The organism is Pseudomonas sp. NPDC088890, assembly GCF_044900155.1.
Classification (GTDB): Bacteria; Pseudomonadota; Gammaproteobacteria; order Pseudomonadales; family Pseudomonadaceae; genus Aquipseudomonas; species Aquipseudomonas urmiensis.
In genome coordinates this window covers 312,697-335,653 of record NZ_JBJDNG010000002.1, presented here as the reverse complement: position 1 = coordinate 335,653, position 22,957 = coordinate 312,697, and the positions used below count along the sequence as shown (strand labels likewise).

25 protein-coding genes are annotated in these 22,957 nt (G+C 63.2%); 12 read left to right on the top strand and 13 right to left on the bottom strand.

All coding sequences use genetic code 11. The features are described from left to right. Positions 1 to 86: 86 nt before the first annotated feature. Positions 87 to 704 carry a LysE family transporter gene (locus ACI2JX_RS06385; RefSeq protein WP_264234378.1) on the top strand — a complete coding sequence of 206 codons (618 nt, stop codon included), beginning with the start codon at positions 87 to 89 and terminating at the stop codon, positions 702 to 704. Here the strand turns inward: ACI2JX_RS06385 and ACI2JX_RS06380 are convergent. Next, positions 701 to 1,099: a hypothetical protein gene (locus ACI2JX_RS06380; protein ID WP_404689672.1), complete on the bottom strand. Its 399-nt coding sequence runs from the start codon at positions 1,097 to 1,099 to the stop codon at positions 701 to 703. The genes ACI2JX_RS06385 and ACI2JX_RS06380 overlap by 4 nt on opposite strands. 49 nt (positions 1,100 to 1,148) lie before the next feature. Then, complete coding sequence (locus ACI2JX_RS06375) at positions 1,149 to 2,027, bottom strand: LysR family transcriptional regulator (RefSeq protein WP_404689671.1); 879 nt, start codon at positions 2,025 to 2,027, stop codon at positions 1,149 to 1,151. Positions 2,028 to 2,142: 115 nt separating this feature from the next. On the opposite strand from ACI2JX_RS06375, the gene ACI2JX_RS06370 reads away from it, so the two are divergent. The 3 genes from ACI2JX_RS06370 (at position 2,143) to ACI2JX_RS06360 (ending at position 5,538) form a co-directional block, all read left to right on the top strand. Beyond that, positions 2,143 to 3,204: a YeiH family protein gene (locus tag ACI2JX_RS06370; protein WP_404689670.1), complete on the top strand. Its 1,062-nt coding sequence runs from the start codon at positions 2,143 to 2,145 to the stop codon at positions 3,202 to 3,204. A 100-nt stretch (positions 3,205 to 3,304) separates the two neighbouring features. Next, positions 3,305 to 4,678 carry a nucleotide 5'-monophosphate nucleosidase PpnN gene (gene ppnN, locus ACI2JX_RS06365; protein WP_186553532.1) on the top strand — a complete coding sequence of 458 codons (1,374 nt, stop codon included), beginning with the start codon at positions 3,305 to 3,307 and terminating at the stop codon, positions 4,676 to 4,678. A 218-nt stretch (positions 4,679 to 4,896) separates the two neighbouring features. Continuing rightward, the gene (locus tag ACI2JX_RS06360; protein WP_404689669.1) at positions 4,897 to 5,538 is read left to right on the top strand and encodes a TIGR04211 family SH3 domain-containing protein; all 642 of its coding nucleotides are present in this window, start codon (positions 4,897 to 4,899) and stop codon (positions 5,536 to 5,538) included. On the opposite strand, the gene ACI2JX_RS06355 is transcribed toward ACI2JX_RS06360, so the two are convergent. The 3 genes from ACI2JX_RS06355 to ACI2JX_RS06345 form a co-directional block, all read right to left on the bottom strand. Next, on the bottom strand, positions 5,476 to 6,477 hold the full coding sequence (locus ACI2JX_RS06355; protein WP_186553534.1) for a 5'-nucleotidase: 1,002 nt from the start codon (positions 6,475 to 6,477) through the stop codon (positions 5,476 to 5,478). The two genes, ACI2JX_RS06360 and ACI2JX_RS06355, sit on opposite strands and share 63 nt — an antisense overlap. A gap of 35 nt (positions 6,478 to 6,512) precedes the next feature. Further along, positions 6,513 to 7,211 carry an MOSC domain-containing protein gene (locus tag ACI2JX_RS06350; RefSeq protein ID WP_404689668.1) on the bottom strand — a complete coding sequence of 233 codons (699 nt, stop codon included), beginning with the start codon at positions 7,209 to 7,211 and terminating at the stop codon, positions 6,513 to 6,515. A gap of 88 nt (positions 7,212 to 7,299) precedes the next feature. Further along, entirely contained in the window at positions 7,300 to 7,569 is a 270-nt protein-coding gene (locus ACI2JX_RS06345; RefSeq protein ID WP_264234371.1) for a hypothetical protein, read from the bottom strand. 284 nt (positions 7,570 to 7,853) lie between these two features. Between ACI2JX_RS06345 and ACI2JX_RS06340 the strand changes: the two genes are divergently transcribed. Continuing rightward, positions 7,854 to 8,528 carry a response regulator transcription factor gene (locus tag ACI2JX_RS06340; RefSeq protein WP_368973218.1) on the top strand — a complete coding sequence of 225 codons (675 nt, stop codon included), beginning with the start codon at positions 7,854 to 7,856 and terminating at the stop codon, positions 8,526 to 8,528. Here the strand turns inward: ACI2JX_RS06340 and ACI2JX_RS06335 are convergent. Next, entirely contained in the window at positions 8,525 to 9,436 is a 912-nt protein-coding gene (locus tag ACI2JX_RS06335; RefSeq protein ID WP_404689667.1) for a LysR family transcriptional regulator, read from the bottom strand. The genes ACI2JX_RS06340 and ACI2JX_RS06335 overlap by 4 nt on opposite strands. A 124-nt stretch (positions 9,437 to 9,560) precedes the next feature. Here ACI2JX_RS06335 and ACI2JX_RS06330 point away from each other — a divergent pair, with 124 nt between their 5' ends. Next, a complete protein-coding gene (locus ACI2JX_RS06330; RefSeq protein WP_404689666.1) occupies positions 9,561 to 10,295 on the top strand; it encodes an SDR family NAD(P)-dependent oxidoreductase in 735 nt (244 codons plus the stop codon). A gap of 23 nt (positions 10,296 to 10,318) precedes the next feature. Beyond that, the gene (locus ACI2JX_RS06325; RefSeq protein WP_404689665.1) at positions 10,319 to 10,525 is read left to right on the top strand and encodes a 4-oxalocrotonate tautomerase family protein; all 207 of its coding nucleotides are present in this window, start codon (positions 10,319 to 10,321) and stop codon (positions 10,523 to 10,525) included. 29 nt (positions 10,526 to 10,554) lie between these two features. Here ACI2JX_RS06325 and ACI2JX_RS06320 read toward each other — a convergent pair whose 3' ends face one another. Continuing rightward, positions 10,555 to 11,436: a LysR family transcriptional regulator gene (locus tag ACI2JX_RS06320; RefSeq protein ID WP_404689664.1), complete on the bottom strand. Its 882-nt coding sequence runs from the start codon at positions 11,434 to 11,436 to the stop codon at positions 10,555 to 10,557. A gap of 106 nt (positions 11,437 to 11,542) precedes the next feature. Between ACI2JX_RS06320 and argC the strand changes: the two genes are divergently transcribed. Then, positions 11,543 to 12,502, top strand: a complete 960-nt coding sequence (gene argC / locus ACI2JX_RS06315) for an N-acetyl-gamma-glutamyl-phosphate reductase (RefSeq protein ID WP_264234368.1) — start codon at positions 11,543 to 11,545, stop codon at positions 12,500 to 12,502. Between the two features lie 61 nt (positions 12,503 to 12,563). Then, positions 12,564 to 13,250, top strand: coding sequence for a GNAT family N-acetyltransferase (locus ACI2JX_RS06310; protein WP_264234367.1), 687 nt, complete (start codon positions 12,564 to 12,566; stop codon positions 13,248 to 13,250). Between the two features lie 55 nt (positions 13,251 to 13,305). On the opposite strand, the gene ACI2JX_RS06305 is transcribed toward ACI2JX_RS06310, so the two are convergent. From ACI2JX_RS06305 to ACI2JX_RS06285, 5 genes are read right to left on the bottom strand one after another with little or no spacing between them, the layout of a single operon-like run. Next, positions 13,306 to 14,061: an ABC transporter permease gene (locus ACI2JX_RS06305; protein ID WP_368973717.1), complete on the bottom strand. Its 756-nt coding sequence runs from the start codon at positions 14,059 to 14,061 to the stop codon at positions 13,306 to 13,308. Next, positions 14,061 to 15,266, bottom strand: coding sequence for an ABC transporter substrate-binding protein (locus ACI2JX_RS06300; protein ID WP_404689663.1), 1,206 nt, complete (start codon positions 15,264 to 15,266; stop codon positions 14,061 to 14,063). The genes ACI2JX_RS06305 and ACI2JX_RS06300 overlap by 1 nt, the downstream gene beginning before the upstream one ends. Beyond that, positions 15,253 to 16,074, bottom strand: a complete 822-nt coding sequence (locus tag ACI2JX_RS06295; protein ID WP_404689662.1) for an ABC transporter ATP-binding protein — start codon at positions 16,072 to 16,074, stop codon at positions 15,253 to 15,255. The genes ACI2JX_RS06300 and ACI2JX_RS06295 overlap by 14 nt, the downstream gene beginning before the upstream one ends. Then, entirely contained in the window at positions 16,071 to 17,135 is a 1,065-nt protein-coding gene (locus ACI2JX_RS06290) for an acyl-CoA dehydrogenase family protein (RefSeq protein WP_404689661.1), read from the bottom strand. Before ACI2JX_RS06290 ends, ACI2JX_RS06295 begins: the two co-directional genes overlap by 4 nt. A gap of 48 nt (positions 17,136 to 17,183) precedes the next feature. After that, the gene (locus ACI2JX_RS06285; RefSeq protein ID WP_404689660.1) at positions 17,184 to 17,741 is read right to left on the bottom strand and encodes a carboxymuconolactone decarboxylase family protein; all 558 of its coding nucleotides are present in this window, start codon (positions 17,739 to 17,741) and stop codon (positions 17,184 to 17,186) included. A 102-nt stretch (positions 17,742 to 17,843) separates the two neighbouring features. On the opposite strand from ACI2JX_RS06285, the gene ACI2JX_RS06280 reads away from it, so the two are divergent. Next, positions 17,844 to 18,761, top strand: a complete 918-nt coding sequence (locus ACI2JX_RS06280) for an AraC family transcriptional regulator (RefSeq protein ID WP_404689659.1) — start codon at positions 17,844 to 17,846, stop codon at positions 18,759 to 18,761. 296 nt (positions 18,762 to 19,057) lie between these two features. On the opposite strand, the gene ACI2JX_RS06275 is transcribed toward ACI2JX_RS06280, so the two are convergent. After that, positions 19,058 to 19,600 (bottom strand): RrF2 family transcriptional regulator, encoded by a 543-nt coding sequence (locus ACI2JX_RS06275; RefSeq protein WP_404689658.1) that lies wholly within the window; start codon positions 19,598 to 19,600, stop codon positions 19,058 to 19,060. A gap of 279 nt (positions 19,601 to 19,879) precedes the next feature. Between ACI2JX_RS06275 and ACI2JX_RS06270 the strand changes: the two genes are divergently transcribed. Both ACI2JX_RS06270 and ACI2JX_RS06265 read left to right on the top strand, forming a co-directional pair. Then, entirely contained in the window at positions 19,880 to 21,082 is a 1,203-nt protein-coding gene (locus tag ACI2JX_RS06270; protein WP_368972746.1) for an NAD(P)/FAD-dependent oxidoreductase, read from the top strand. Between the two features lie 234 nt (positions 21,083 to 21,316). After that, a complete protein-coding gene (locus ACI2JX_RS06265) occupies positions 21,317 to 22,939 on the top strand; it encodes a methyl-accepting chemotaxis protein (protein WP_404689657.1) in 1,623 nt (540 codons plus the stop codon). Positions 22,940 to 22,957 lie beyond the last annotated feature (18 nt).

Below are 22,957 nucleotides of genomic sequence, written 5' to 3'. Positions count from 1 at the left end.
AGCCCTACACTGTGCCTTTGCAAACGCCGTCGATGATGGCATATATCGTTGTCCTACCTTACCCAGCCCACCCTGGAGTCATCAGCATGCTTGGCGTGACCGACTACGGCGCATTCGTGATCGCGTTCCTCATCCTCCTGGCCATCCCTGGGCCGGGTAACTTCGCCTTGATCACCGCCACCGGCAAAGGCGGCATCAAGGGTGGCCTGGCGGCGACTTTCGGAGTGATTCTCGGTGACCAGGTGTTGATGTGGCTGGCGGTGGCCGGCGTCGCGACCCTGTTGGCAACCTATCCTGCAGCCTTCCACGTGGTGCAGTGGGCAGGCGCCGCCTACCTGGCCTGGCTGGGCTTGCGCATGGTCTTCAGCAAACCAGGCGGTGCACCACGGGAAAGCCGCATGGACAACGGTCGCTACCTGCGCCAGACCATGCTGATCACCCTGCTCAATCCCAAGGCGATCATGTTCTACATGGCGTTCTTCCCGCTGTTCATCGACCCGGTGCGCCACCAAGGCGTCGTGACCTTCGCCTTCATGGCAGTGACGGTAGCGGCGCTGACCTTGCTCTATGGCCTGGTCGCCGTGCTGTTGACCCATCACCTGGCCGAGCGCATGCGCGCCAGCCCCAAGGTGTCGAACCTGCTCGAGCGGTTGGCCGGGGCATGCCTGGTCGGGTTTGGCATCAAATTAGCGGCGATGCGCTAGGCATCACGCAGCAGGTCGTGAACGTCGAGCAGCCGGTAAGCGACTTCAGGATTACGCTCCAGCCCCCGCCGAATCGCTGCGGGGATGGCCTGGCGGGTCTTGCGGCACAGGCCGGGTTGCTCGGCCAGTTCGATGACGATACCGCGCATGGTGCGCACTTCGTTGTGGCCAGGGGCAATGCTCACGCGAATGCCCAGCTGATCGTACATGCGCAGTTGCAAGCGGTGCAGGTCGTCCAGGTCCTTGAGGTTTTCCAAGCGTTCGAGCAGGCGTTTTTCTTCCTGGCGAGTGAGCAGCAGAATACGCTGCGCGTTGGCAGGGCATTGCTCCAGGCGTTCGCGACCACAGATGCAGGCGCATGGCGGGCAGGGTTGGCGTAGGGAGGGGCTGGTCATGGGAAAAGCATAGCCGTCCTGCACGAGTTATCAGCGCAGGCTAGCCCAGTCACTGCTCAGCGCACAATTGGAAGAAGCGTGCTGCCACCCGCGACGGCGTTGCGGCATGCGGCATCAGTATCGAGAACCGTCGCGTCAGGGGCTCAGGAGCAATGCGCAACTGACGCAGCGCACCATCTTCATGGCGGATCGACATCGCCGAGACAAAGCCTACCCCCATCCCCGCGCGCACCGCCTCCTTGACCCCTTCCACCCCAGCAATCTCCAGCCCCACGCGCATCGCCACACCGCAGCGGGCAAAAGCCCGCTCGACCAGTTGGCGTACGCCGGAGCCGCTTTCGCGCAGCACCAGCGGGTAGTTACCAAGCGCCTGCAAGGTCTGCGCTTGGCTCGCTGCGGCCAACGGATGATCACTGGGCACGATGGCGACGATCTCGTCCTCGCGCCAGGCAGTGACACGCGTGCCCAATGGCAGCTCCTGCCCCGGTGGTCCCTCGATCAAGGCGATGTCCAGTGAGCCCAGCGCTGCGACGATCTCGGCGGTGTTGCCGTTTTCCGTGGTGACCACGACGTCTGGATAGCGCTGGCGGAAATCGGCGATCAGATAAGGCAACAGATAGCTGGCCGGGGTGGTGCTGGCGCCAATGCGCAGGGTACCGCGCTCCAGGCCGCGCAGTGCATCTCGCAGCGCCTGGGCCTGGTGGAAGGTTTCGCGCAGCCGTTGGGCATGGCCGAGCAGTTGCTCGCCCGCTGCGGTCAGGCGTACACCGCGTCCGGCACGCTGGTACAGCGGCTCGCCAAACTCCTCCTGCAACAGCTTGAGCTGGCCGGACACGGCAGGCTGCGACAAATGCAGGGCGAGTGCTGCATGACTGATGTTGCCATGCTCGGCAACAGTGGCGAAGGTTATCAGCTGATCTGGGGTCATCCTTTGAAAATATCAGCTTAGCGGATACTTTCCATCCCCAATGACGATTTTTTATAAGCTTATAACCGAATTAACCTAAGGCCATCTCAGCAACACCTCGATCGGAGGACACTCCATGGCCACGGTCCCAGCCACCCCCAGCCTTGCGCCTACCCACGATACCCGCGGGCGGCTCAATGGCATTTTGTTTGTCGCCTTGTTCGCTCTGGCAGTCACCCAACTGGCCGCCCTGCCCTTTTTTGCCAACCTGGGCATCAGCCCGCTGATCGTCGGCATCATCGCTGGCGCCCTGTACGGCAACGCGCTGCGTCAGGGAGTGCCGCCCAGTTGGGCGGCCGGCATCAATTTTTCCGCACGCGGCCTGCTGCGTATCGCCGTGGCATGGTTCGGCCTGCGCGTGAGTTTGCAGGAGATTGCCCAGGTCGGCTGGTCGGGGCTGACGGTGTCGCTGCTGATCGTCTCCAGCACCCTGCTGATTGGCCTTGGGGTGGGGATGAAGCTGTTCAAGCTCGATCGCGATACGGCCTTGCTCACCGCCGCCGGCAGTGCCATCTGTGGCGCTGCGGCCGTGCTCGCGTTCGAATCGGCGCTGCGTTCCAAGCCGCACAAGAGCGCCATGGCGGTCGGCAGCGTGGTGCTGTTCGGCACCCTGTCGATGCTGCTTTACCCGCTACTGATCAACAGCGGCTGGGTGCAACTCGATACGCTCGGCGCGGGGCTGTTTTTCGGTGGCACCCTGCATGAGGTGGCACAGGTGGTGGGCGCTGCCAGCAATGTCAGCCCTGAAGTGACCCATGTCGCGACCATCGTCAAGATGACTCGGGTAATGCTGCTGGTACCGGTGTTGCTGGTGGTGGGCGTGTGGATCAGCCGGGCGAAACACCCAGGCCAGGCCGAAGGCAATGGCAAGATCCCTGTCCCATGGTTTGCCTTTGGCTTCCTCGCCCTGGTGCTGGTCAACTCGCTGCAGATCCTGCCAAGCGGCGCGGTCAGCGCGATCAACCAGCTCGACACCTTCGCCCTGACCATGGCCATGACCGCCCTGGGAATGGAGACCCGCCTCAGCCAGATCCGCCAGGCCGGCCCGCGCGCGCTGGCAACTGGGGCGATCCTCAACCTGTGGCTGGTGTTCGGCGGCCTGGCCATCACCCTCGGTGTCCAACGGCTGTTGGGATGATCAACGGGGGCAGGTTTTTCCCTGCCCCTCTCGTTGCGGCGCAAAATTGTCGGTATGGTGTTGGCTAAGTAGGAGTTTTACATGCACAGGAAAGACTTAGATGCCCCAACGCAATGTAATCAATGCATCCGTCAGCCCCAAAGGCAGCCTCGAAACGCTGTCGCAACGTGAAGTCCAGCAACTGAGTGAAGTCGGTACCGGCAGTCTCTACACCCTGTTCCGTCAATGCGCCCTGGCAATCCTCAACACCGGCGCGCATGTCGACAACGCCAAGACCATCCTTGAAGCCTACAAAGACTTCGAAGTCCGTATTCATCAGCAAGATCGCGGAGTACGCCTGGAGCTGCTCAACGCCCCAGCCGATGCCTTCGTCGATGGCGAGATGATCGCCAGCACCCGCGAAATGCTGTTCAGCGCCCTGCGCGATATCGTCTACACCGAAAGCGAGCTGGCCAGCCAGCGCATCGACCTGGAGAGCTCCCAGGGCATCACCGACTACGTCTTCCACCTGCTGCGCAACGCCCGCACCCTGCGCCCGGGCGTGGAGCCGAAGATGGTCGTGTGCTGGGGCGGTCACTCGATCAGCACCGAGGAATACCAGTACACCAAGAAGGTCGGTCACGAGCTGGGCCTGCGCAAGCTGGACGTCTGCACCGGCTGCGGTCCGGGCGTGATGAAGGGGCCGATGAAGGGCGCCACCATTGCCCACGCCAAGCAGCGCATGCATGGCAGCCGTTACCTGGGCCTGACCGAGCCGGGCATCATTGCCGCCGAAGCGCCCAACCCGATCGTCAACGAGCTGGTGATCCTGCCCGATATCGAAAAGCGTCTGGAAGCCTTCGTGCGGGTTGGCCACGGCATCATCATCTTCCCCGGCGGCGCCGGTACGGCAGAAGAGTTCCTCTACCTGCTGGGCATTCTCATGCACCCGGACAACCACGACTTGCCATTCCCGGTCGTGCTGACCGGCCCACGCAGTGCCGAGGCCTATCTGCAGCAGTTGCACGCCTTCGTCGGCGCGACCCTGGGCGAAGCGGCCCAGCAGCACTACCAGATCATCATCGATGACCCGGCCGAAGTCGCCCGGCAGATGGTCGAGGGGCTCAAGGCAGTCAAGCAGTTCCGCCGTGAGCGTAACGATGCATTCCACTTCAACTGGCTGTTGAAGATCGAAGAAGGCTTCCAGCGTCCCTTCGATCCTACCCACGAGAACATGGCCAACCTGGCCCTGCGCCGTGAGCTACCGGCGCATGAGCTGGCGGCCAACTTGCGCCGGGCGTTCTCCGGGATCGTCGCCGGTAACGTCAAGGACAACGGCATCCGCCTGATCGAGGAGCATGGGCCCTATCAGATTCGCGGTGACAGTGCGGTGCTCGATCCGCTCGGACGGCTGTTGCAGGCGTTCGTTGATCAGCACCGGATGAAGTTGCCGGGTGGCGCGGCTTATGTGCCGTGCTATCAGGTTGTGACCTGATCGTTATAGCCCCTCCACTGGCCTCATCGCTGCGACCTGTCCCGCGATGAGGCTGGCCCGCCGTGTTTGTACGATTCCGCAACACTCTGCTGACATTTCCTACGCTGAGCAGTGAACCTGCCGTGAAAAAAAAGGTCTTTCGCTGACGGTCAATTCACCGACCGGTTCATGGGTCCATTCACCGGGCCTGCTTCTGTCCAGTTTCAGCGAAGACCAACATGCCTGACTCCCGCCAAACCCTCCCTGCCCTGCGTAGCAGCCTGATCGTTGCCCTGATCGCCCTCGCCGCCCCCGTGCATGCCGAACAACCGAGCAGTGATGCGCGCTGGGTCAGCGACAGCCTGAGCACCTACGTGCGCAGTGGCCCGACCAACGGCCATCGCATCGTCGGCACCCTCAAGGCTGGGCAAAAGGTCACCTTGATCGGCAGCCAGGGCGAGTACAGCCAGGTGCGCGGCCAGAGCGGCGATCTGGTGTGGATTCTCAACAGCGACCTGCAAGCCGTTCCTGGCCAGGCCGAGCGCTTGCCACAGCTCGATAGCGAAGTGGCGCAGCTGTCCGAACAGCTCAAGACCATCGATGACAGCTGGAAAGCCCGCGTGCAGGGCATGCAAGAAACCTTGGATTCGCGCAAGGCGCTGATCGATGAGCTGGAAAAGCGCAACAAAGGCCTCAACGAGCAGCTCGACCAGGCCCAGTCGAGCCTGCGCGACACCCAGGCGCGCCTGGGTGACGAGAACAAGCAAGTGATGATGCGCTACATGGTCTACGGCGGCAGCATTGCCGGCGCCGGCCTGCTACTGGGCCTGATCCTGCCGGCCCTGACCCGCGGCCGCAAGCGCAACGACCGCTGGTTCTGAGGCCGCGAGCGGCTGGTTGGTCACCCCGAACGGCACATGGACCGAAGGCACTACAGTGCGTGTGCCGCTCAGATGACCCGACTGGTCGTCGAAAAAGATATGCGGCTTGAGCACCTGCAACACCCGGCGCTTCTCGATGCCGCCGAGGAAGAACGCATCGTTGGCCATCACGCCCCAGCTCTTGAGGGTATTGAGCGCACGCTCGTGCGACGGCGCGTTGCGCGCGGTGACGATCGACACGCGCAGACGATTGGCGTAACCGGGGTGCTCCAGCTTGTACTGCTCCTCGGCCGCCTGGATCCGCGCAATGCGCACGAAAAACTCCTTGAGCGGCCCTGGATTATGCGGCTGGGTGACGTTGGTCACTTCATGGGCATGAAAGCCCAGCAGGCCATCGCGCTGCATCACCGCTTCTGATTCATCGCCAGCCAGCACGCCATCGAAGTCGAAAGCGATGCGCAGGCCGTCATCGCTTTCATCGTCATCGAACTGCGAATCGAGCACCTGCCCGGCCGGATAGCCGGCCTGGATCGCGGCGTCCACATGCTGCTTGTCGGCGGACAGGAACAAGGCAATGTTCAACGCCGGAATGTACTCGTAAGGCGAACGCCCCTGCATGAAGATGGCGCGGGTCATGTTCAAGCCGTAATGCTCGATGGTCTTCATGACCCGCAGCCCGGTGTCGGGGTCGTTCTGCGACAAAAGCACCACCTCTACCAGCGGGTCTTGCGGGTCGGCGCACAGGTCATTGAGCGCCAACAGGCGCTTGATGAACGGATAGGCAATGCCGCGCGCCAGCGGCACGTGCATGTTCTGCTGCTGGTACAGGCGATACTGCGCCTCGCCTTCGTGGCGAAACACCGCATCGCAGGCACTGAGGTCGAAAACCGCGCTCGAGGCCACGCCAATCACCAGGCGGTCGTCAATTTCATAAGCCATGGGGCATTCCTTTTGCGATGAGCGTGCACAGCTGTTCAGTCACGCGGCTGGCCCTCCAGGCGCGAGCCCCAGTCTTCGACCTGTCGCTGTTCCAGGCGCCGCTGCAAGGTCTTGCGCCAGGATGGCACCAGCGGCAATGCCAGGCATTGGCTGAGCAGCTCGGTCTCCAGGCGCTTGTCGAACAACACCGCCGATAGCCGCGCGACCGACCAGTCGGCATAGGGTCGTTCGACCAAGTGCAGCTCATCGCCCGCCTCGACCTCGCCCTCCTCCAACACCCGGTAATACCAGCCAGTACGCCCACTCTGCTGCACCCGCAAGGCCATCTGCGCGACGTCGAATCGATCATTGAGTTTCCAGCATGGCATGCGTCCTTGGGAGATTTCCAACAAGGCCGTGCCTACGCGGATGCGATCACCCAGACAGACATCCGCCTCGCGCCAACCGACGCTGCTGAAGTTTTCGCCAAACGCCCCCGGCTGCTTCAACAAGGCATGCTCACCCAGTTCGGCCAGCCAGTCTGGATAATGATCGCGGGGGTAATGATGAATGGCTTTTTCGACCCCGCCATGCACCCGTAAGTCGCCTTGCTCATCGCCTTCGATACCGAGCAAGGTCACTTTCAACCGGCCCTGTCGCGGCTGTTTGTCGATACCGCTGCGTGAGCCGGGGCGGGTAAACGGCACGGCAACACCGGTGAGCAGGCTGTCGAGGATGGGCTTGGCCAGGATCATGCGCAGTCTCGTGGAAGTCGGCAAACGGCCAGCTTACAGGAGACTGCAGCGCCGCCGAAATGCAAGCGACGCTGCAGCGGCATTAGCGCTACTTGCCGCGCGCGGTGTTGTAGATGGTCTTGGCGCGGTCGGCCGAGGCCTGGCACTTCTGCATGTCGCCAGCCATCTGGGCTTCCTTGGCCTGTTTGAGCAGGGCGCGAAACTCATCGACCTTGCCGCCATGCAGCGCCGCGCCGTCGGCGGAGTGGATGGATTCAAGGTCCTTGATCTTGGCGTCGCAGTTCTCCGCTGGGCCATCCTGGGCAACCGCGGCAACACTCAGAACAGATGCAATCACAAACAGTGTCATGGATTTCATGGAGAGGTCTCCTGGGGAAAAACCGGGACTACTGGCGTACTGCTGACGACCTGGGGCGCGCTGCGCCCCTCAGGCACAGCGAAAAGCATAGTCGTGCAGCGCTTGCCAGCAATGGCCTTCGGCCAGACGGCAGTGCCGCTGCCAGCACTTTTTTCACATTTGCTTCACCGTCCTCCAACACGCCGCTGCCTAGAGTGCCGCCATTGTTTTGCCAAGGCCTATATCTAGCCGATGCCCCAGTACATCGATCAGCGGCGTGCCCGGATAAAAGAAGAAAAAACGCTATGAGAATTCTGGTTATCGAGGACCACCGCGACATTCATGACAACCTGGTCGAGTTTCTCCAACTCAGGGGCCACAGCGTCGAGGGCGCACTGGATGGTCTGACCGGGCTGCACCTGGCCGCTTCCAGGCGCTATGACGCCATCTTGTTGGACATCATGCTGCCTGGCATCGACGGCAACCAGATCTGCCAGAGCCTGCGCGAGCATTCAAGGTCGGACGTGGCGATCGTCATGCTCAGTGCCCGCGACGAATTGGACGACCGCCTCACCGGATTCAAAGTCGGTGCCGACGATTACATCGTCAAGCCCTTCGCCATGTCTGAGGTGCTGGCGCGCATTCAAGCGGTGGTGGCCCGGCGCCAGAGCCGCAACAGCCGCGTACTGGTGGTGGCCGATTTGCGCTTTGACCTCGATACCCTGGAAGTGACCCGTGGCGACAGCGTCTTGAAGCTCAAGCCGACCAGCCGCAAGCTGCTGGAACTGCTGATGCAGAAAAGCCCGGGGGTGGTGAAACGCACCGAACTGGAAGCACGCATCTGGGGACGCGAGGCTGCCCAGCGTGAGAATCTGCGCAGCAATATCCACATTCTCAGGGGGGTGATCGACAAGGGCTTCGACAGCCCGCTGTTGCATACCGTGCATGGCCTGGGCTATCAGCTGTGCAAGAAAGACTAGCCGTGGTCCTGGGCAAGCAGATAATCGATGAACACGCGCAGCCGCGAAGGCATATGGCGGGAATGCGGGTAGATCAGCATGAACGGTCGCCAGGTGCCGCCGAACTCAGCTAGCACCTCCTGCAACTCGCCGCTGTCGAGCGCCGCCTGCACGGTGAAGCGATACGCCTGCATCAGCCCGGCACCGTGGCGCACCAGGGTGGTGGTGGCGAGAAAATCCCCCAGGCAGGTGCACTGGCCAGAGGTTTCCAGTTCGAACGCCTGCCCATCGCGGCGAAAGCTCCAGCTCGCCCGGCGACCGGAGCTAGGGATCTCGAACTGAATGCAGTCGTGCTCGCGCAGATCTTCCGGCACTTGCGGCACGCCTGCCCTGGCCAGATAGCCTGGCGTGCCGACCACCACCAACTCGGCCTGCTCAAGGCGCCGCGCGACCAGCCTGGAATCGGCAGGCTCGCGCCCGCGTATGGCCAGGTCAAAGCCCTCTTCGACCAAGTCGACGTTACGGTTGCTGACGTGAATGTCCACCTGCACCTGGGGGTAGCGCTGAGCAAACCCCGGCAGCAGCGGCAGCAGGCGGTGATGGGCGTAAGGCGTCGGCGCACTGACGCGCAGGCGGCCACTGGGCTCAAGTTGACCGCCCGCCACCTGGCGCTCGGCCTCCAGCAGTTGCCCAAGCGCTTGACGACACTGCAGGTAATAGGCCTGCCCGGCCTCGGACAAACGCATCTGGCGAGTGGTACGCACGAACAGGCGCACGCCCAGTCGTTCCTCCAAGCGGGCCACACTGCGGCTCACCGCTGCCGGCGTCACCCCCGCTTCAGTGGCGGCGGCCGTGAAGCTACCGCTGTCGGCGGCAAGACAGAACAACTCCAGGCTACCCAGTTGCAAATCATCGAAATGACGGGTCATGACGGCGCAATTAATTACATGATGTATAGATTGAAATGCCATACGGCTCATTTTTCAAGCCGGCATGACTGCTTAAAGTCATCTCCACACCGAGCCCCGGCTCATTGACTTGGAGATTGCCCACATGAACACCCCAGCCACCGTCATCATCACCGGCGCATCCAGCGGCCTGGGCTTCGCCCTCGCCCAGGCCTTCCTCGAACGCGGCGATAACGTGGTCGGCAATGCCCGCACCCAAGCGCGACTGGACGAGGCCGCCGCGCGCCTTGGCCATCCAGCGCGCTTTGTCACGGTCGCCGGTGACATCGCCCTGCCGGCCACCGCCCAGCGCCTGTTCGACAGCGCACGGCAAGCCTTCGGCCAGATCGACCTCCTGATCAACAACGCCGGGATCTTCATTGCCAAGCCAGTTGCCGAGTACACCGAGAGCGACCTCGACGCGCTGATCGGCACCAACCTCAAGGGCTTCTTCTACCCAGCGCAGGCAGCAGCCCGGGTCATGGCCGAGCAAGGCCACGGGCAGATCATCGCCATCACCGCCTCGATTGCCCTACAGCCCGACACCCGGGTTGCGGCCCTGCTGCCGGTGTTGGTCAAAGGCGGCCTGAACCAGGCGGTCAAAGGCCTGGCCCTGGAGTTGGCGGGCAGCGGCGTGCAGGTCAATGCGGTCGCACCGGGGATCATCGCCACGCCGATGCATGGCGACACTATCGAGGAGCTGGGCCGCCTGTCGCCCAGCGGCCGGACCGGTACCGCGCAGGATGTGGTCGATGCAGTTCTGTACCTGAGCGATGCGCGCTTTGTCAGCGGCGTCATTCTGCCGGTCGATGGCGGCAGTACTGCCGGCACCTGGCACTGAACACAAGGTTGAGGAGAATCACCATGCCTTATGTGCATATCCGCGTCACCGATGAAGGCGTGACCGCCGAACACAAGCGCCAGCTGATCGAAGGTACGACCCGGCTGTTGCAACAGGTTTTGAACAAGCCGCCTGCGAGCACTTTTGTGGTTATTGAGGAGGTACCTACCGATAATTGGGGGGTTGCCGGGGAGACGGTAACGGCGCTGCGCCAGCGCGAGCGAGGTTGAGTTTGGCGCCGCGCGGCTGCGCCACAATCTTACTGGCGCAGCCGCTGCAAAGCCTGCAACACATACCCCGTGGCGCGCTCCACCTCACCCTCGCGGCAGGCTATCCCAAGCTGGCGCCACAACCCCGGCCGCACAGGCCTGCGCGTTACCCGCCGATCCAACTCGGCGGCCTCCCCTTCCTGCGGCAACAGGGTCGCCCCATACCCCGCCGCCACCAGGCTCTTGATCGCATCGTTGAAATTCAGCTCGATCCGCGCCTCTGGGTACAAGCCGGCCGCGGCAAACCACTCCAATGTAACCCGCGACAGCTGGGTACCGCTGTCATTGAGAATCAACGCCCGCTGCGCCAGCCACGCCGGTGTAACCCGTGCAGGCGGGTGCCAGTCGCTGGGTACGTAGGCCATGATCGGGTCGCGTCGCCAGGGTGTGATCCGCACGCCACGGCCGGCGAGCTGGGGCAAGGCCACTAGACCGATATCCAGGCTGCCCTCGCGCAATCGCGCCAAGGACGCCCCAGAGGTCAGCACCTGTACCTGCACATCGATTCCAGGATGCTCGACCCGCAACACCTGCAGTGCCTGCGGCAGCAAATGGGCGATGGCCCCGGTCGAAGCGCCCAGGCGCACCCGCCCGGTCAGGCCTTCGACCTGTCGACGTACCTCATCCAGCGCCAGGTCGGCATCGGCCAGCAGGCGCCGGGCGCGCTGCAGCAAGGTCTCACCGACTGCCGTCGGCCGCACCTGACCACGGGTGCGCGTGAGCAACGGCGCACCGACGCGCGTCTCCAGTTCGGCGACATGCAGGCTGATGGTCGGCGGCGCCAGGTTGAGCTGGCGGGCGGCTTCGGCAAATGAGCCGAGGTCGGCAATTACCACCAGGGTGCGTAGACGGTCGAGGCTGATTTCACGCATGGTTGTCGTTCAGGATTAATGAATATCAGCATCATGATATTCAAATTTTCTTTCGTCCAGCCACAAGCGAGGATACGCCCATCGCCCTTTCCCACGGATTCTGAACATGACCCAACCTCTGGTTTTCATCGACGGTGACCAAGGCACCACCGGCCTGCAAATCCATGCCCGCCTGCAAGGGCGCAACGACCTGCGCCTGCTGACCTTGCCCGAGGCCGAGCGCAAAGACCGGCAACGGCGCAGCCAAGCGATCAACAGCGCCGACATTGCCCTGCTGTGCCTGCCCGACGCCGCCGCCATCGAAGCGGTTGGCGCAATAGAAAATCCGCAGGTGCGGGTTATCGATGCAAGCTCCGCGCACCGCACCACGCCAGGCTGGGTCTACGGCCTGCCCGAACTGGATGCGCAACAACCTGAACGCATCGCCAAGTCCAAGCGCGTAAGCAACCCCGGTTGCTACCCAACCGGCGCGATCGCCCTGCTGCGGCCGTTGATCCAGGCCGGGCTGCTGCCTGCCGACTATCCGTTCACGGTCCAGGCCATCTCGGGCTATTCAGGCGGTGGTCGTGCGGCAGTAGAGCGTCACGAGCAGCACCGCGAGGGCAAGCTGCCGACCCTGCAGCTGTACGGCCTGGAGCTGGCCCACAAGCACGTCCCGGAGATCGAGCAGCACGCAGGGCTCAGCGCGCGCCCGGTATTCCTGCCGGGTTATGGCGACTATCGCCAGGGCATCGTGCTGAGCATTGCCGTGCAGCTGCGCCTGCTTCCCGGCAAGGTCAGCGCCGAGCACCTGCAAGCCTGCCTGGAGCAGCACTACCAGGGCGCCCGTCACGTGCAGGTGATGCCCCTGCACCAACACGGCCCTGCCGCTGCGCTCGACCCCGAAGCGCTGAACGATACCAACGATCTGCGCCTGGCCTTGTTCGCCAACCCTGAACACGGTCAGGTCGTGCTCACTGCGGTGTTCGACAACCTCGGCAAGGGCGCCTCGGGCGCTGCGGTGCAGAACCTTGACCTGATGCTCGCCGCGCTCGAGGAACGAGGCCGTTTCGGTAAAACCGGGTAGAATGTTCACCCCGTGCCACACCTGGCACGGGGTGTTTCTGCCAGCCGGAGCCTTACCCGCGATGTTCATCCTCCGCCGCCTCGACAGCGTGCCGCCCGAATCCTTCCAGAATCAGATCCGCCAACTGGTGATCGATCACGTCGGTGAGCTGAGCAGTGTCGCCATCAGCAAGGACAATCCGCTGTACCCGCTGTATCAATACGGCGTCGGCCTGGAAGTGCACCAGTACCTGCAAGCGATGGACGGCACCCGCGGCCTGGCGGTGCAGCTACTGCTCGCCCTGGATGCCGAGGCGCCAGACCAACTGCTCGGCTTCGCCCTCGCCCTGCCCGCCCAGGACAACCCGCAAGCCTGCGTGCTGGCGTTTCTGGCGGTACTGCCCAGCCATCGCCGCCAGGGAATTGCCCGCGGTTTGCTGGCTGACCTGCAATCACGTTACACGTGCGTCGAGCTCAATGCGTTCGCAGGCTGTGTGCCGTGGTTCGAGCAGATGGGCATGCAGGTAGTGGCGGCCAGCGGACCGCAGGTATTGATGAGCAGTACTGGCCAGGCCAGTGGAGCGTTGGTCGGCAGGCTGGATATTGCGCCGATCTACCAGACACTGGAGGTGCGCCAGATTCATGCGTACTTGCTCAAGCAGCAAGGCGAAGACGCGATGATCGAGGCCGAGCAGTCGCGCGATGAGCGGCTGGATCAGTTGGCAGAGCAGGCGCAAGCGTGTGTCAGGCAGCGCAAGACCGTGCATTGATGTGCCCTCTTCGCGGGCTTGCCCGCGAAGAGACCAGCGAAAACGATATCAACCCTCAACCGTGCACCCAGCGCCGATGCAGGCCACGCGCCAAGGCATCGAGCAAGAATCCCAAGACCCCGATCAACAGCACCATGGCCATCAGCTCCGAATAGGCCAGCCGATCGCGGGTATCGAGGATGAAATAGCCCAGCCCCGCACTGACTCCCAGCATTTCGCACGGCACCAGCACGATCCACAGGATGCCGATGGCCAACCGCACCCCGGTCAGCACATGGCCGATCACCCCGGGCAGGATCACCTTGCACAAGGTCTCCCAGCGGGTGGCACTCAAACTGCGCGACAGCTGCAACCAGCGCGGATCCAGCTGGCGCACCCCAGCTGCAGTGTTGAGCAGAATTGGCCACAGCGCGGCAAACGCCAGCAGGAAGTAGATCGGCTGGTCGCCCACGCCCATCAGCATCACCACCACCGGCATCCACGACAGCGGCGAGATCATCCGCAAGAACTGAAACGCCGGGGTAGTCGCCGCCTCCAGCTGTCGGTAACTGCCCACCAGCAAGCCCAGCGGCACCCCGATCGACAGCGCCAGCAGCAGGCCGATCACTATGCGCTTGAGGCTGACCCAGATATGCCCATAAACCTCGCCCTGCCCCAGTAGCTCCACCAGGCTGGCTAAGGTCGCCTCGGGCGAGAAGCGTGCCGACAGGCCATCGGCCGCGCCGAACAGGCGCACCCCCGCCCACCACAGCAGCAACAAGCCCAGTAACCCAGCCAATCCCAAAGCGCCATGTGTGACGTGTTTGCGCATCAGACCACGAACTCCTCGCTACGCTCGAAGCTGTCGGCGATGCCGAACACCGAGGGGCCGCCCACCGCAGCGATGGCGTTGCGCACGAAACGATCATCGACCAGGTCGCGGGCGGTGTGCGCAGGGTCCAAGCCTGCAAGGAAAGCGTGGTCGCCTTCGATCAAGGTGTTCTGCAGGCGCTTGACCAGCTCCTCGGTGTAACTAGGGAACGGATAGGGCTGGAAGTCGATCCGCCGCTCATCCCACTGCTGGTGCTGGATGGCGCCACTGGTGATGTAGCCGGCACGTTCGTCCGCAGACGGCGCCAGGACTTTGCTCAGCACCGCCGGCTCATGCGGGGTGTACTTGTTCGGACCCGCCTTGGACAACAGCGCGGCGGCTTCGGCGCGGTGTTCGCGGGTCCACAGCTGCGCCTTGACGATGGCGTTGACCACCTTCTGCGACCATGCTGGGCGATTGTTCAGGTCGTGCTCGTGCATGAACACCACGCAGCAGGCGTGATTGCGCCAGATATCGCCAGTAAACCGTTGCACGCGGCCGACCTTGAGGTTTTCGGCCAGGGCGTTGAACGGCTCGGCCACGATATAGCCGGCGATACGCTTGCTGGCCAGCGCTGGCGGCATGTCCGAGGGTGGCAGCACCAACAGGTTGACTTCGTTGGCCGCCAGCGTGGCATTGGCGGGTTTGGAAACCGGGCTCAGGCCGTTATTGCGCAACAGCTGCTGCACCACTACGTTGTGGATCGAATACCAGAATGGAATGGCCACGGTCGTGCCGGCCAGTTGCTGGATCTGGGTAATCTCCGGCGCCACAGTCAGGCCCGAACCACCGACATGGTTCCAGGCCACCACCTTGGCCGGCACCTTGCTGGCGTAGCGTGCCCACACAGTCATCGGCGAGAGCAGGTGAATAACGTTGACCTGGCCGGAAATGAACGCCTCGATCACCTGCGCCCAACTGCGCAGCAACACCGGTCGCTCAGCCTTGATACCTTCGGCCTCGAACAGGCCATTGTTGTGCGCCACCAGCAGCGGCGTGGCGTCGGTAATGGGCAAGTAGCCGATACGCACCGGCGCGTCTGGCTCAGCAGCCGCCCGCGCCTGCAAGCTGGCCAGCAGCGGTAGCGCGCCAGCGGCGCTGAGCATGGCGCTGAGCTTGATGAAGTCGCGACGGGAAGTGGCAGAACAGCAGTCATCCATGCACATGGACAGCCTCCGAGGGCAAGGGGGAAGAAGAGGGTTCGACTGTGCGGCTTGCCCGCCGTAGGGTTTTCAGAATTTCGATACGCAGTGCGCCCAGCTCCTCGACCCGCTGCCCGCGCGGTTGTGCCAGGTCGATGTGCCACTGGCCGAGGATATGCGCTGGGTGGTTGCCCAGTAGCAGGACCCGGTCGGACAGCAGCAGCGCTTCGTCGATGTCATGGGTGATCAGCACGGCCGCCGTGTTGTGGGTGGCGATCAGTTGCAGCAGCAGGTGCTGCATGTCGGCGCGGGTTACCTCATCCAACGCGCCGAACGGCTCGTCCAGCAGCAGCACTTCGGGCTGACGGGCCAGGCAGCGGGCCAGTGCAGTGCGCTGGGCCATGCCGCCGGATAACTGCGCCGGATGCTGGTTGCGCGCATGGCTCAAGCCCACTGCGGCGATGGCGTGCTCGATGCGTGAGCGGCGCTCGGCAGCGGTGAGTTTCGGCTGGCGAGCGAAGTCCAGGCCGAAGGCAACGTTGCTTTCCAAGCTCAGCCAAGGCAACAGGCTTGGGTCTTGAAAGGCCACCGCCAGGCGCGGATGCGGGCCTTGCAAGGGTTCGCCACGCAAGCTGACGCTACCGCCCTGGGCCTGCTGCAGCCCGGCCAATACCCGCAACAGGCTCGACTTACCAACCCCGCTGGGGCCGAGAATGCTGACCACCTCGCCCGCTGCCAGTTGCAAGTCAAACTGCTCCAGCACTGCCTGCCAGCCGCCGTCTCGCGGATAGCCCAGGCAGATGTCGCGTGCTTCGAGCAATGCCTGGCTCATGCCGCAGCCGCCTGGCGCTGAAGTTCGGCGCGCAACTGCACCAGGCTTGGAGTGACGATCGGGACGAACGCCGACTCACGCCAGCGGCGGGCGAAGCCTTGCCCGTAGGCGGTCAGATAGGCCTTGCCACCGCTGGCTTGCAGCTCCAATTGCAGCGCATCGGCAGCACTTTCAGCAAGGATGATGCGCAACTTGAACAGTGCCGCTGGTTGGCTCACAAAGCGCCCATCGAGCAGGCCTTGGTGCAATTGACCGACGGTGTTTTCCAGGCGTTGCTTGAGCACCTGGCGTGCCTCTTCGAGGAACGCGCCGCGCCCTTGCAGGTGCGTCGCCACCTCATCCAGGGCACGCCGCGCCAGGCCAATCGACATACCGCACTGCAAAGCCAGAAAGGCCGGACGCACCTTGGGCAGAAACTCGCAGGCGTTGTCGTGCAGCAGCCAGTCGCGACTCAATTGGACCTGCCGGAATGTCAGCGCGGCAGTGTTGCTCGACTGCAAACCCATCAGCTGGAGATCATCGGAACGTTCAAGGCCGGCTTGGCTCGAGGGAATGGCCAGGACCAACGGTGGACCACCGGCATCGTCCTCGATTGCAGCAGCCACCACAAAACCGCTCTTGCGCAAGTTGGTCACCCAATGCAGGCGCCCATTCAAGGCCCAGCCCTCGCCTTCAGGCTGAGCCCGCACTTGCAGCGCTTCAATACCGGACAGGTACTTCATGGCATTGGAAAGGCCTGTGGCACCGGCCAGCTCGCCACTCAACAACTGCGCCAGCAGCCGCTCACGCAATGCCTGGTTAGGGCTTTGCAACAAGTACTCAATGAATGCTCGTTGCCCCCAGCAGACGAACGCTGCTGCCAGCGAATGGCTGGCGATCGCGGCAATGGCCTCGACCGCATCACTGACCTGCCCGCCCAGGCCACCGGCCGCCTGGCTGACACCAATTCGCAACACCTGTGCCTGGGCGATCTGCGCCAGCACCTGTTGCGGGTCGCTGTGGCCCTGATCGATGCCCTCGGCATTGGTCTCCAGCCAGTGAGCAAATGCGCTATCAAGCATGTCCCTTCTCCTTCGATAAAGCCGGCAGCGCCGGCACCCCATGCACGATCACACAGGCTGCCAGCGGTACTTGCTCAGCTCGTCATTGAGCGGCGTCTGGGCGAACACATTAGCAAAGTTGCACAGGGTCGCCAGGCTGACGCCGAGAATCACCTCCAAGGCGTTGCCCTCGGTAAAACCGGCTTCACGAAAGGCGTCATAGCTCGCTTCGCTGACATCGCCGCGGGTGGCAATGACCTGGCGGGCGAATTCGGCCAGCGTCTCGTACCTGGCATCGGGCAGCTCGCCACGGGCACGCAGCGCGTCGACTACTGCCGCTGGCAGCTTGGCCTTGTTCAGCGCAACGGCCGTGTGCCCAGCTACGCAGAAATCGCAGCCGTGCTGGGTCGCAGCGATCAATTGCACCACTTCGCGTTCGGCCAATGACAGTTCAGCCTTGCCGTTGAGCGCCGAAACGGTGACATAGGTTTCCAGCGCCGCCGGGGCATTGGCCAGAATGCCCAGCAGATTAGGAATGAAGCCGGAATTTTTCTGGGCATTTTCCAAGAACGGACGCGCCGCGGGCGGGGCGCTCTGCAGGGTATGTAGGGTAATGCGCGAGGACATGGAGTAGTCTCCTTGGGTGGGTGTCGCTACAGTCTGTTGGTTATAAGAATTGGCCTCCATATTCATCAGTCGCCTTTCCTTGCTCCTGAGTCTTTGCATTAGATGATTTCGTCCAGCCACCTTATCGATTGGTTATTAGAAGGCCTGGAGCTCGATGCCAGCCTGTTTCACATTGGCCGCTATTGCGGGGGTTGGCACGCCAGCACCCAAGGAATGGGGCGCGCCAGTTTCCACCTGGTGGTGCAAGGCCAATGCTGGCTGCACATCGACGGCCAGCCCCAGGCCGTGCGCCTGGAGAGCGGCGATGCGGTGTTTTTATTGCGCGACCTGGGGTACCGACTATCCAGCGATCAAGACCCGGACACTGCCTGTGCCCTGCCGCGCCAACTGATGCAGCCGCTGGACGAGGGGGCTGACGACGGCGTCGGCCTGGTCTGTGGCTTCTTTCATTTCCAGTCGGGTTTGTCGTCACTGATCGTCGAGGGCTTGGCGCAGTGGATCTTGCTCCGCGCGCAGGAGCCTGCCGGGCATGCCGCGCGGGCGCTGTTCGAGTTGATCCTGGAGGAATGTCGGCGCCTGCCCGCGCCCTCACAGACGGTGCTGGAGCGCTTGACCCACTTACTGTTTCTGTACGTGCTGCGCCAGCAGGTGCAGGTGGGTGATTCGCTTGGCGGGCTGGTCGCCCTGGCGCGCCAGCCAGCGTTCGCAGGGTTGCTGGAGCAGTTGATCGAACAACCTGGGCAGGCCTGGACGCTGGAAAGCATGGCAGCCTGTACCGGGCTTTCGCGCTCGGCGTTTTTCAAGCGCTTCAACGAGCTGGCTGGGCAGTCGCCGGGGCAGGTTTTGCTGGCTTTGCGTATGCGCCACGCCGGGCAGTTGCTGCGTGCGGGCAATACCGTGGAACAGGTCGGGGCGCAGGTGGGGTATCAGTCGGTGGCGGCATTTACCCGAGCGTTTGCCAAGGCGGTGGGGGTGCAGCCGGGGGCGTATCGCAAGCAGCACGAAGGGCGCCCGGGCTGAGATTTTATAGGGTCGGTGCCGGCCTCATCGCGGGGCAAGCCCGCTCCCACGTTGCGCTACACAAGAATGCGTGCGAGGGGCTCGGGCTGAGATTGTATGTTGTCAGCGCCGGCCTCATCGCGGGGCAAGCCCGCTCCCACGTTGCGCTACACAAGAATGCGTGCGAGGGGCTCGGGCTGAGATTGTGTGTTGTCAGTGCCGGCCTCATCGCGGGGCAAGCCTGCTCCCACGCACGCCTGGGTAGCGCAGCGTGGGAGCGGGCTTGCCCCGCGATGAGGCCGGCACTGACAACCTACTCAGACCGGGGTCAGCGGGATATCCGACGCACTACCCTTGACTTCGCGTCGCTCGCCCATCCAGTCATTGACCTTTTGCCCAAACTCCGCCGGCGCCTTACGCCCAAAGCGCCGCGCCAGGTCAAGAATGGTCTGCTGGGCCAGCGCCTCCTCCATGCGCTTTTGCGCACCAAGCATCACTGCATGGATCGCACAGGTGCCCTCGGTCGCCCAGCCTGGCGCCGAACCCTCGAACACCGCGCAGCGCTCGCGAATCTCCCGACAGTCGAAGATCTTCTTTGGCCCGTCGATGGCGTTGACGATATCCAGCACGGTGATCTCATCTGACGGTCGCGCCAGACGAAAGCCACCGCGCACACCTTCGGTCGCCATCACCAGGCCGGCGCGTGCGAGCTTGGTAAAGACCTTGGCCAGGTACTCCTGGGGCACACCCTGCAACTCAGCCAGATCGCGAACGCTGGATTCACGGCTGTCACCGCGCTCGTCCACCAGGAACAGCAGGCAATGGATGCCGTATTCAACGCCTGCACTGTAAAGCGACATAGCAATCTCCGACCAGATTTGTCGCAAATAGTACGCCGATACTGAGCTGCAAGCAAAGCTTGCCTGCGCCACCGGTCGCCTGCCTGCCCAATAAATATTCAGCTGAAAACCAACACTCATGGACCCTCGAAAGGATTTCCCAGCAGCCGCATCAGGCCCTGCTGTAAAAAAACACTTGTCGAATTTAACTACGACCAATAAAGTCGCAGTTATTCGGCAAGCACACAAATCGCGGTCGAAGCCCCCTTCACCTACACCTGAACCTCGCGGAGCATCTGTATGAAATCCAACATCCTGATCATTGGTGCCGGCTTTGCCGGAGTCTGGAGCGCCCTGAGTGCCGCCCGTCTGTTCGACCAGGCCAAGCGTGGCGACTTGAGCATCAGCGTGCTCGCGCCTCAGGCCGAACTGCGCATCCGCCCGCGTTTCTACGAGCCCGACGTCCAGGCGATGAAAGCGCCGCTGGCGGCCCTGTTCGACGTAGTGGGGGTCAACTTCATCCAGGGCAACGCCGAGCGCATCGACGCCAGCCAACGTCTGGTCGGCTATCGTGACGGTCACGGCGAACAGCGCGAAATCCGCTACGACCGCCTGATCCTGGCGGCCGGCAGCCAAGTGGCGCGCCCTGCGGTGGCGGGCCTGGCCGAACACACCTTCGATGTCGACCAGATGGAGTCGGCGGTGCGCCTTGAGCAGCACCTGACCGGCCTGGCTGCCCTGCCCGCCTCGCCCGCACGCAATACCGTGGTGGTCTGCGGGGGTGGCTTCACCGGTATCGAGACCGCAACCGAAATACCCGCGCGGCTGCGTGCCATCCTCGGCAGCGATGCCAAGCTGCGGGTGATCGTGGTCGATCGTGGTGCCAAGGTCGGTGCGGCGTTGGGCGCAGGTATCACCCCAGCGATCGTCGCCGCATGCGAGCAAGCCGGTGTCCAATGGTTGCCTGGCAGCTCGGTGGTAGCGGTCGACGCCGGCGGCGTGACCCTGGACAACGGCGAGTACATCGCCAGCAAGACGGTGATCTGGACTGTAGGCGTCAAGGCCAGCCCGTTGACTGCCCAAGTGAGCGGCGAGCGCGACAGCTTTGGCCGCCTGCGCGTCGACGACCACCTCAAGGTGATCGGCCAGCAGCACATCTACGCGACCGGTGACGTGGCCTGGGCTGCGGTGGATGAGCTGGGCAACCATGCCCTGATGACCTGCCAGCATGCCATCCCGATGGGCCGCCACTCAGGCAACAACGCCGCGGCCGATCTGTTGGCAGTAGCGCCTGTGATCTATCGCCAGCCCAAGTACGTGACCTGCCTGGACCTGGGCGGCTGGGGCGCGGCCTTCAGCGAAGGCTGGGAACGTGAACTGAAGCTGCAAGGGCAGGAAGGCAAAGACCTCAAGCGCCAGATCAACTCGGTATGGATCTACCCGCCAGCGGCTGATCGCGCCACTGCCCTGGCGGCGGCAGACCCCGCGATTGCCATTGTCTAAGCGCACTCAAGACAACAAGCCCGTCAGATCATGACGGGCTTGTTTATACGTGTCGTTACATGGAATGACTGGTCAATAATGATGGCACTATGGCATCATTTAAAGAAAAAACGATTCATGAAAGGTGAGGATCAACCACACATCTCGCAGCGCATCGAGAGCCAGGCACCCTACCGGTGAGCCGGCTCTGCCCCATGCTCTTGACGCCTGCACGCCAACGTCAAGGAGCATTCCATGTTACGGAATATGAAGATCGGCAATCGAGCAGCCAGCGTATTTACGCTGTTGGCGGCCCTGGTCCTGAGCATGGGCCTTCTCTCGCTGTACGAAACCCGCCAGATGGACGAGGCTACCGACGAGATCCGCGTCACCTGGATGCCTGCCGTCATCGCCTTGAGCGATATCAGCACTAACCTTGGCCGCGCCCGCGCGGTCACCCTGCGCGCCGCACTGGATGATGACGCCAACGAACGCCAGCGCAGCCTGGCCCTGCTCGACGGGATCAACGAGCAGTTGCAAGGCAGCCTGAAGGAGTACGAAGACACCATTATCGCTGCCGATGACCGCGCCCTGTTCGACACCTTCAATACCGCCCATCAGCACTACATCGACCAGCAAATGCAGGTACTGCAAGCGCTGTCTGCCGGTGACCTCAGCCAAGCCAAGGCGCAGATCAGTGGCCCGCTGACGCAACACGCCGATGCGATGATGAAGGCCATGAATGCGCTGATCGCTTACAACGGCAAAGGCGCCGAGACTGCATCGCAGCGCAGCAGTGATGTGGCCGATGAAGCCTTCACGGTCATCATCGTCTCGCTGCTGATCATCGTCATCGCCCTGGCAGCCATTGCCACCCTGCTCACCCGCAGCATCGTCGTGCCGTTGGCCGCGGCCGTGGCAGTCGCCGAACGGGTGGCCACCGGTGACCTGACCCAGGATATTCAACTGCGCGGACGCGACGAGCCGGCGCTGTTGCTCGGCGCCCTGAGCCGGATGCAAGACAGTCTGCGCGACACTCTGAGCAAGATTTCCGCCTCTTCCGACCAACTGGCCTCGGCCTCCGAAGAGCTGCACACCGTCACCGAAGACACCAGCCGCGGCCTGCATCAGCAGAGCGCCGAGATCGACCAGGCGGCCACCGCCGTCAACCAGATGACGGCGGCGGTCGAGGAAGTGGCCAACAACGCGGTGAGCACCGCCGACGCCTCCAAAGGCGCTGACCAGACCACCCGTGACGGCCGCGACCAGGTCAATCAGGCGCTCAGTTCGATTCAGCTGCTGGTCGACGATGTCAGTGGCACCTCCGAGGAAATCGAACTGCTGGCCAACAACGCCAACGAGATCAGCCGGGTGCTGGATGTAATCGGCTCGATTGCCGGGCAGACCAACCTGCTGGCGCTCAACGCGGCGATCGAAGCGGCGCGTGCCGGTGAGGCCGGTCGTGGTTTTGCCGTGGTCGCCGACGAGGTGCGCGCGCTGGCCCATCGCACTCAACAGTCCACCGCCGAGATCGAGCAGATGATCGCCGGCATCCAGAACGGCACCGAGCGGGCGGTCCACGCCATGCACAACAGCCGCGGCCGGGCCAACGGCACGCTGGAGGTGGCGCAGTCGGCTGGCCAGGCGTTGGAAGTGATTGCCGAGGCGATCGCCTCGATCAACCAGCGCAATCTGGTGATTGCCAGTGCCTCGGAAGAGCAGGCGCAGGTGGCTCGGGAGGTCGATCGCAATCTGGTGAACATCCGTGACCTGGCCATGCAGACCTCTGCCGGGGCCAACCAGACCAGCGCCGCAGCACAGGATTTGTCGCGCCTGGCAGTGGACCTGAACGGCATGGTGGCACAGTTCAAGGTCTGAAAGGGCTGGCGGCGAATC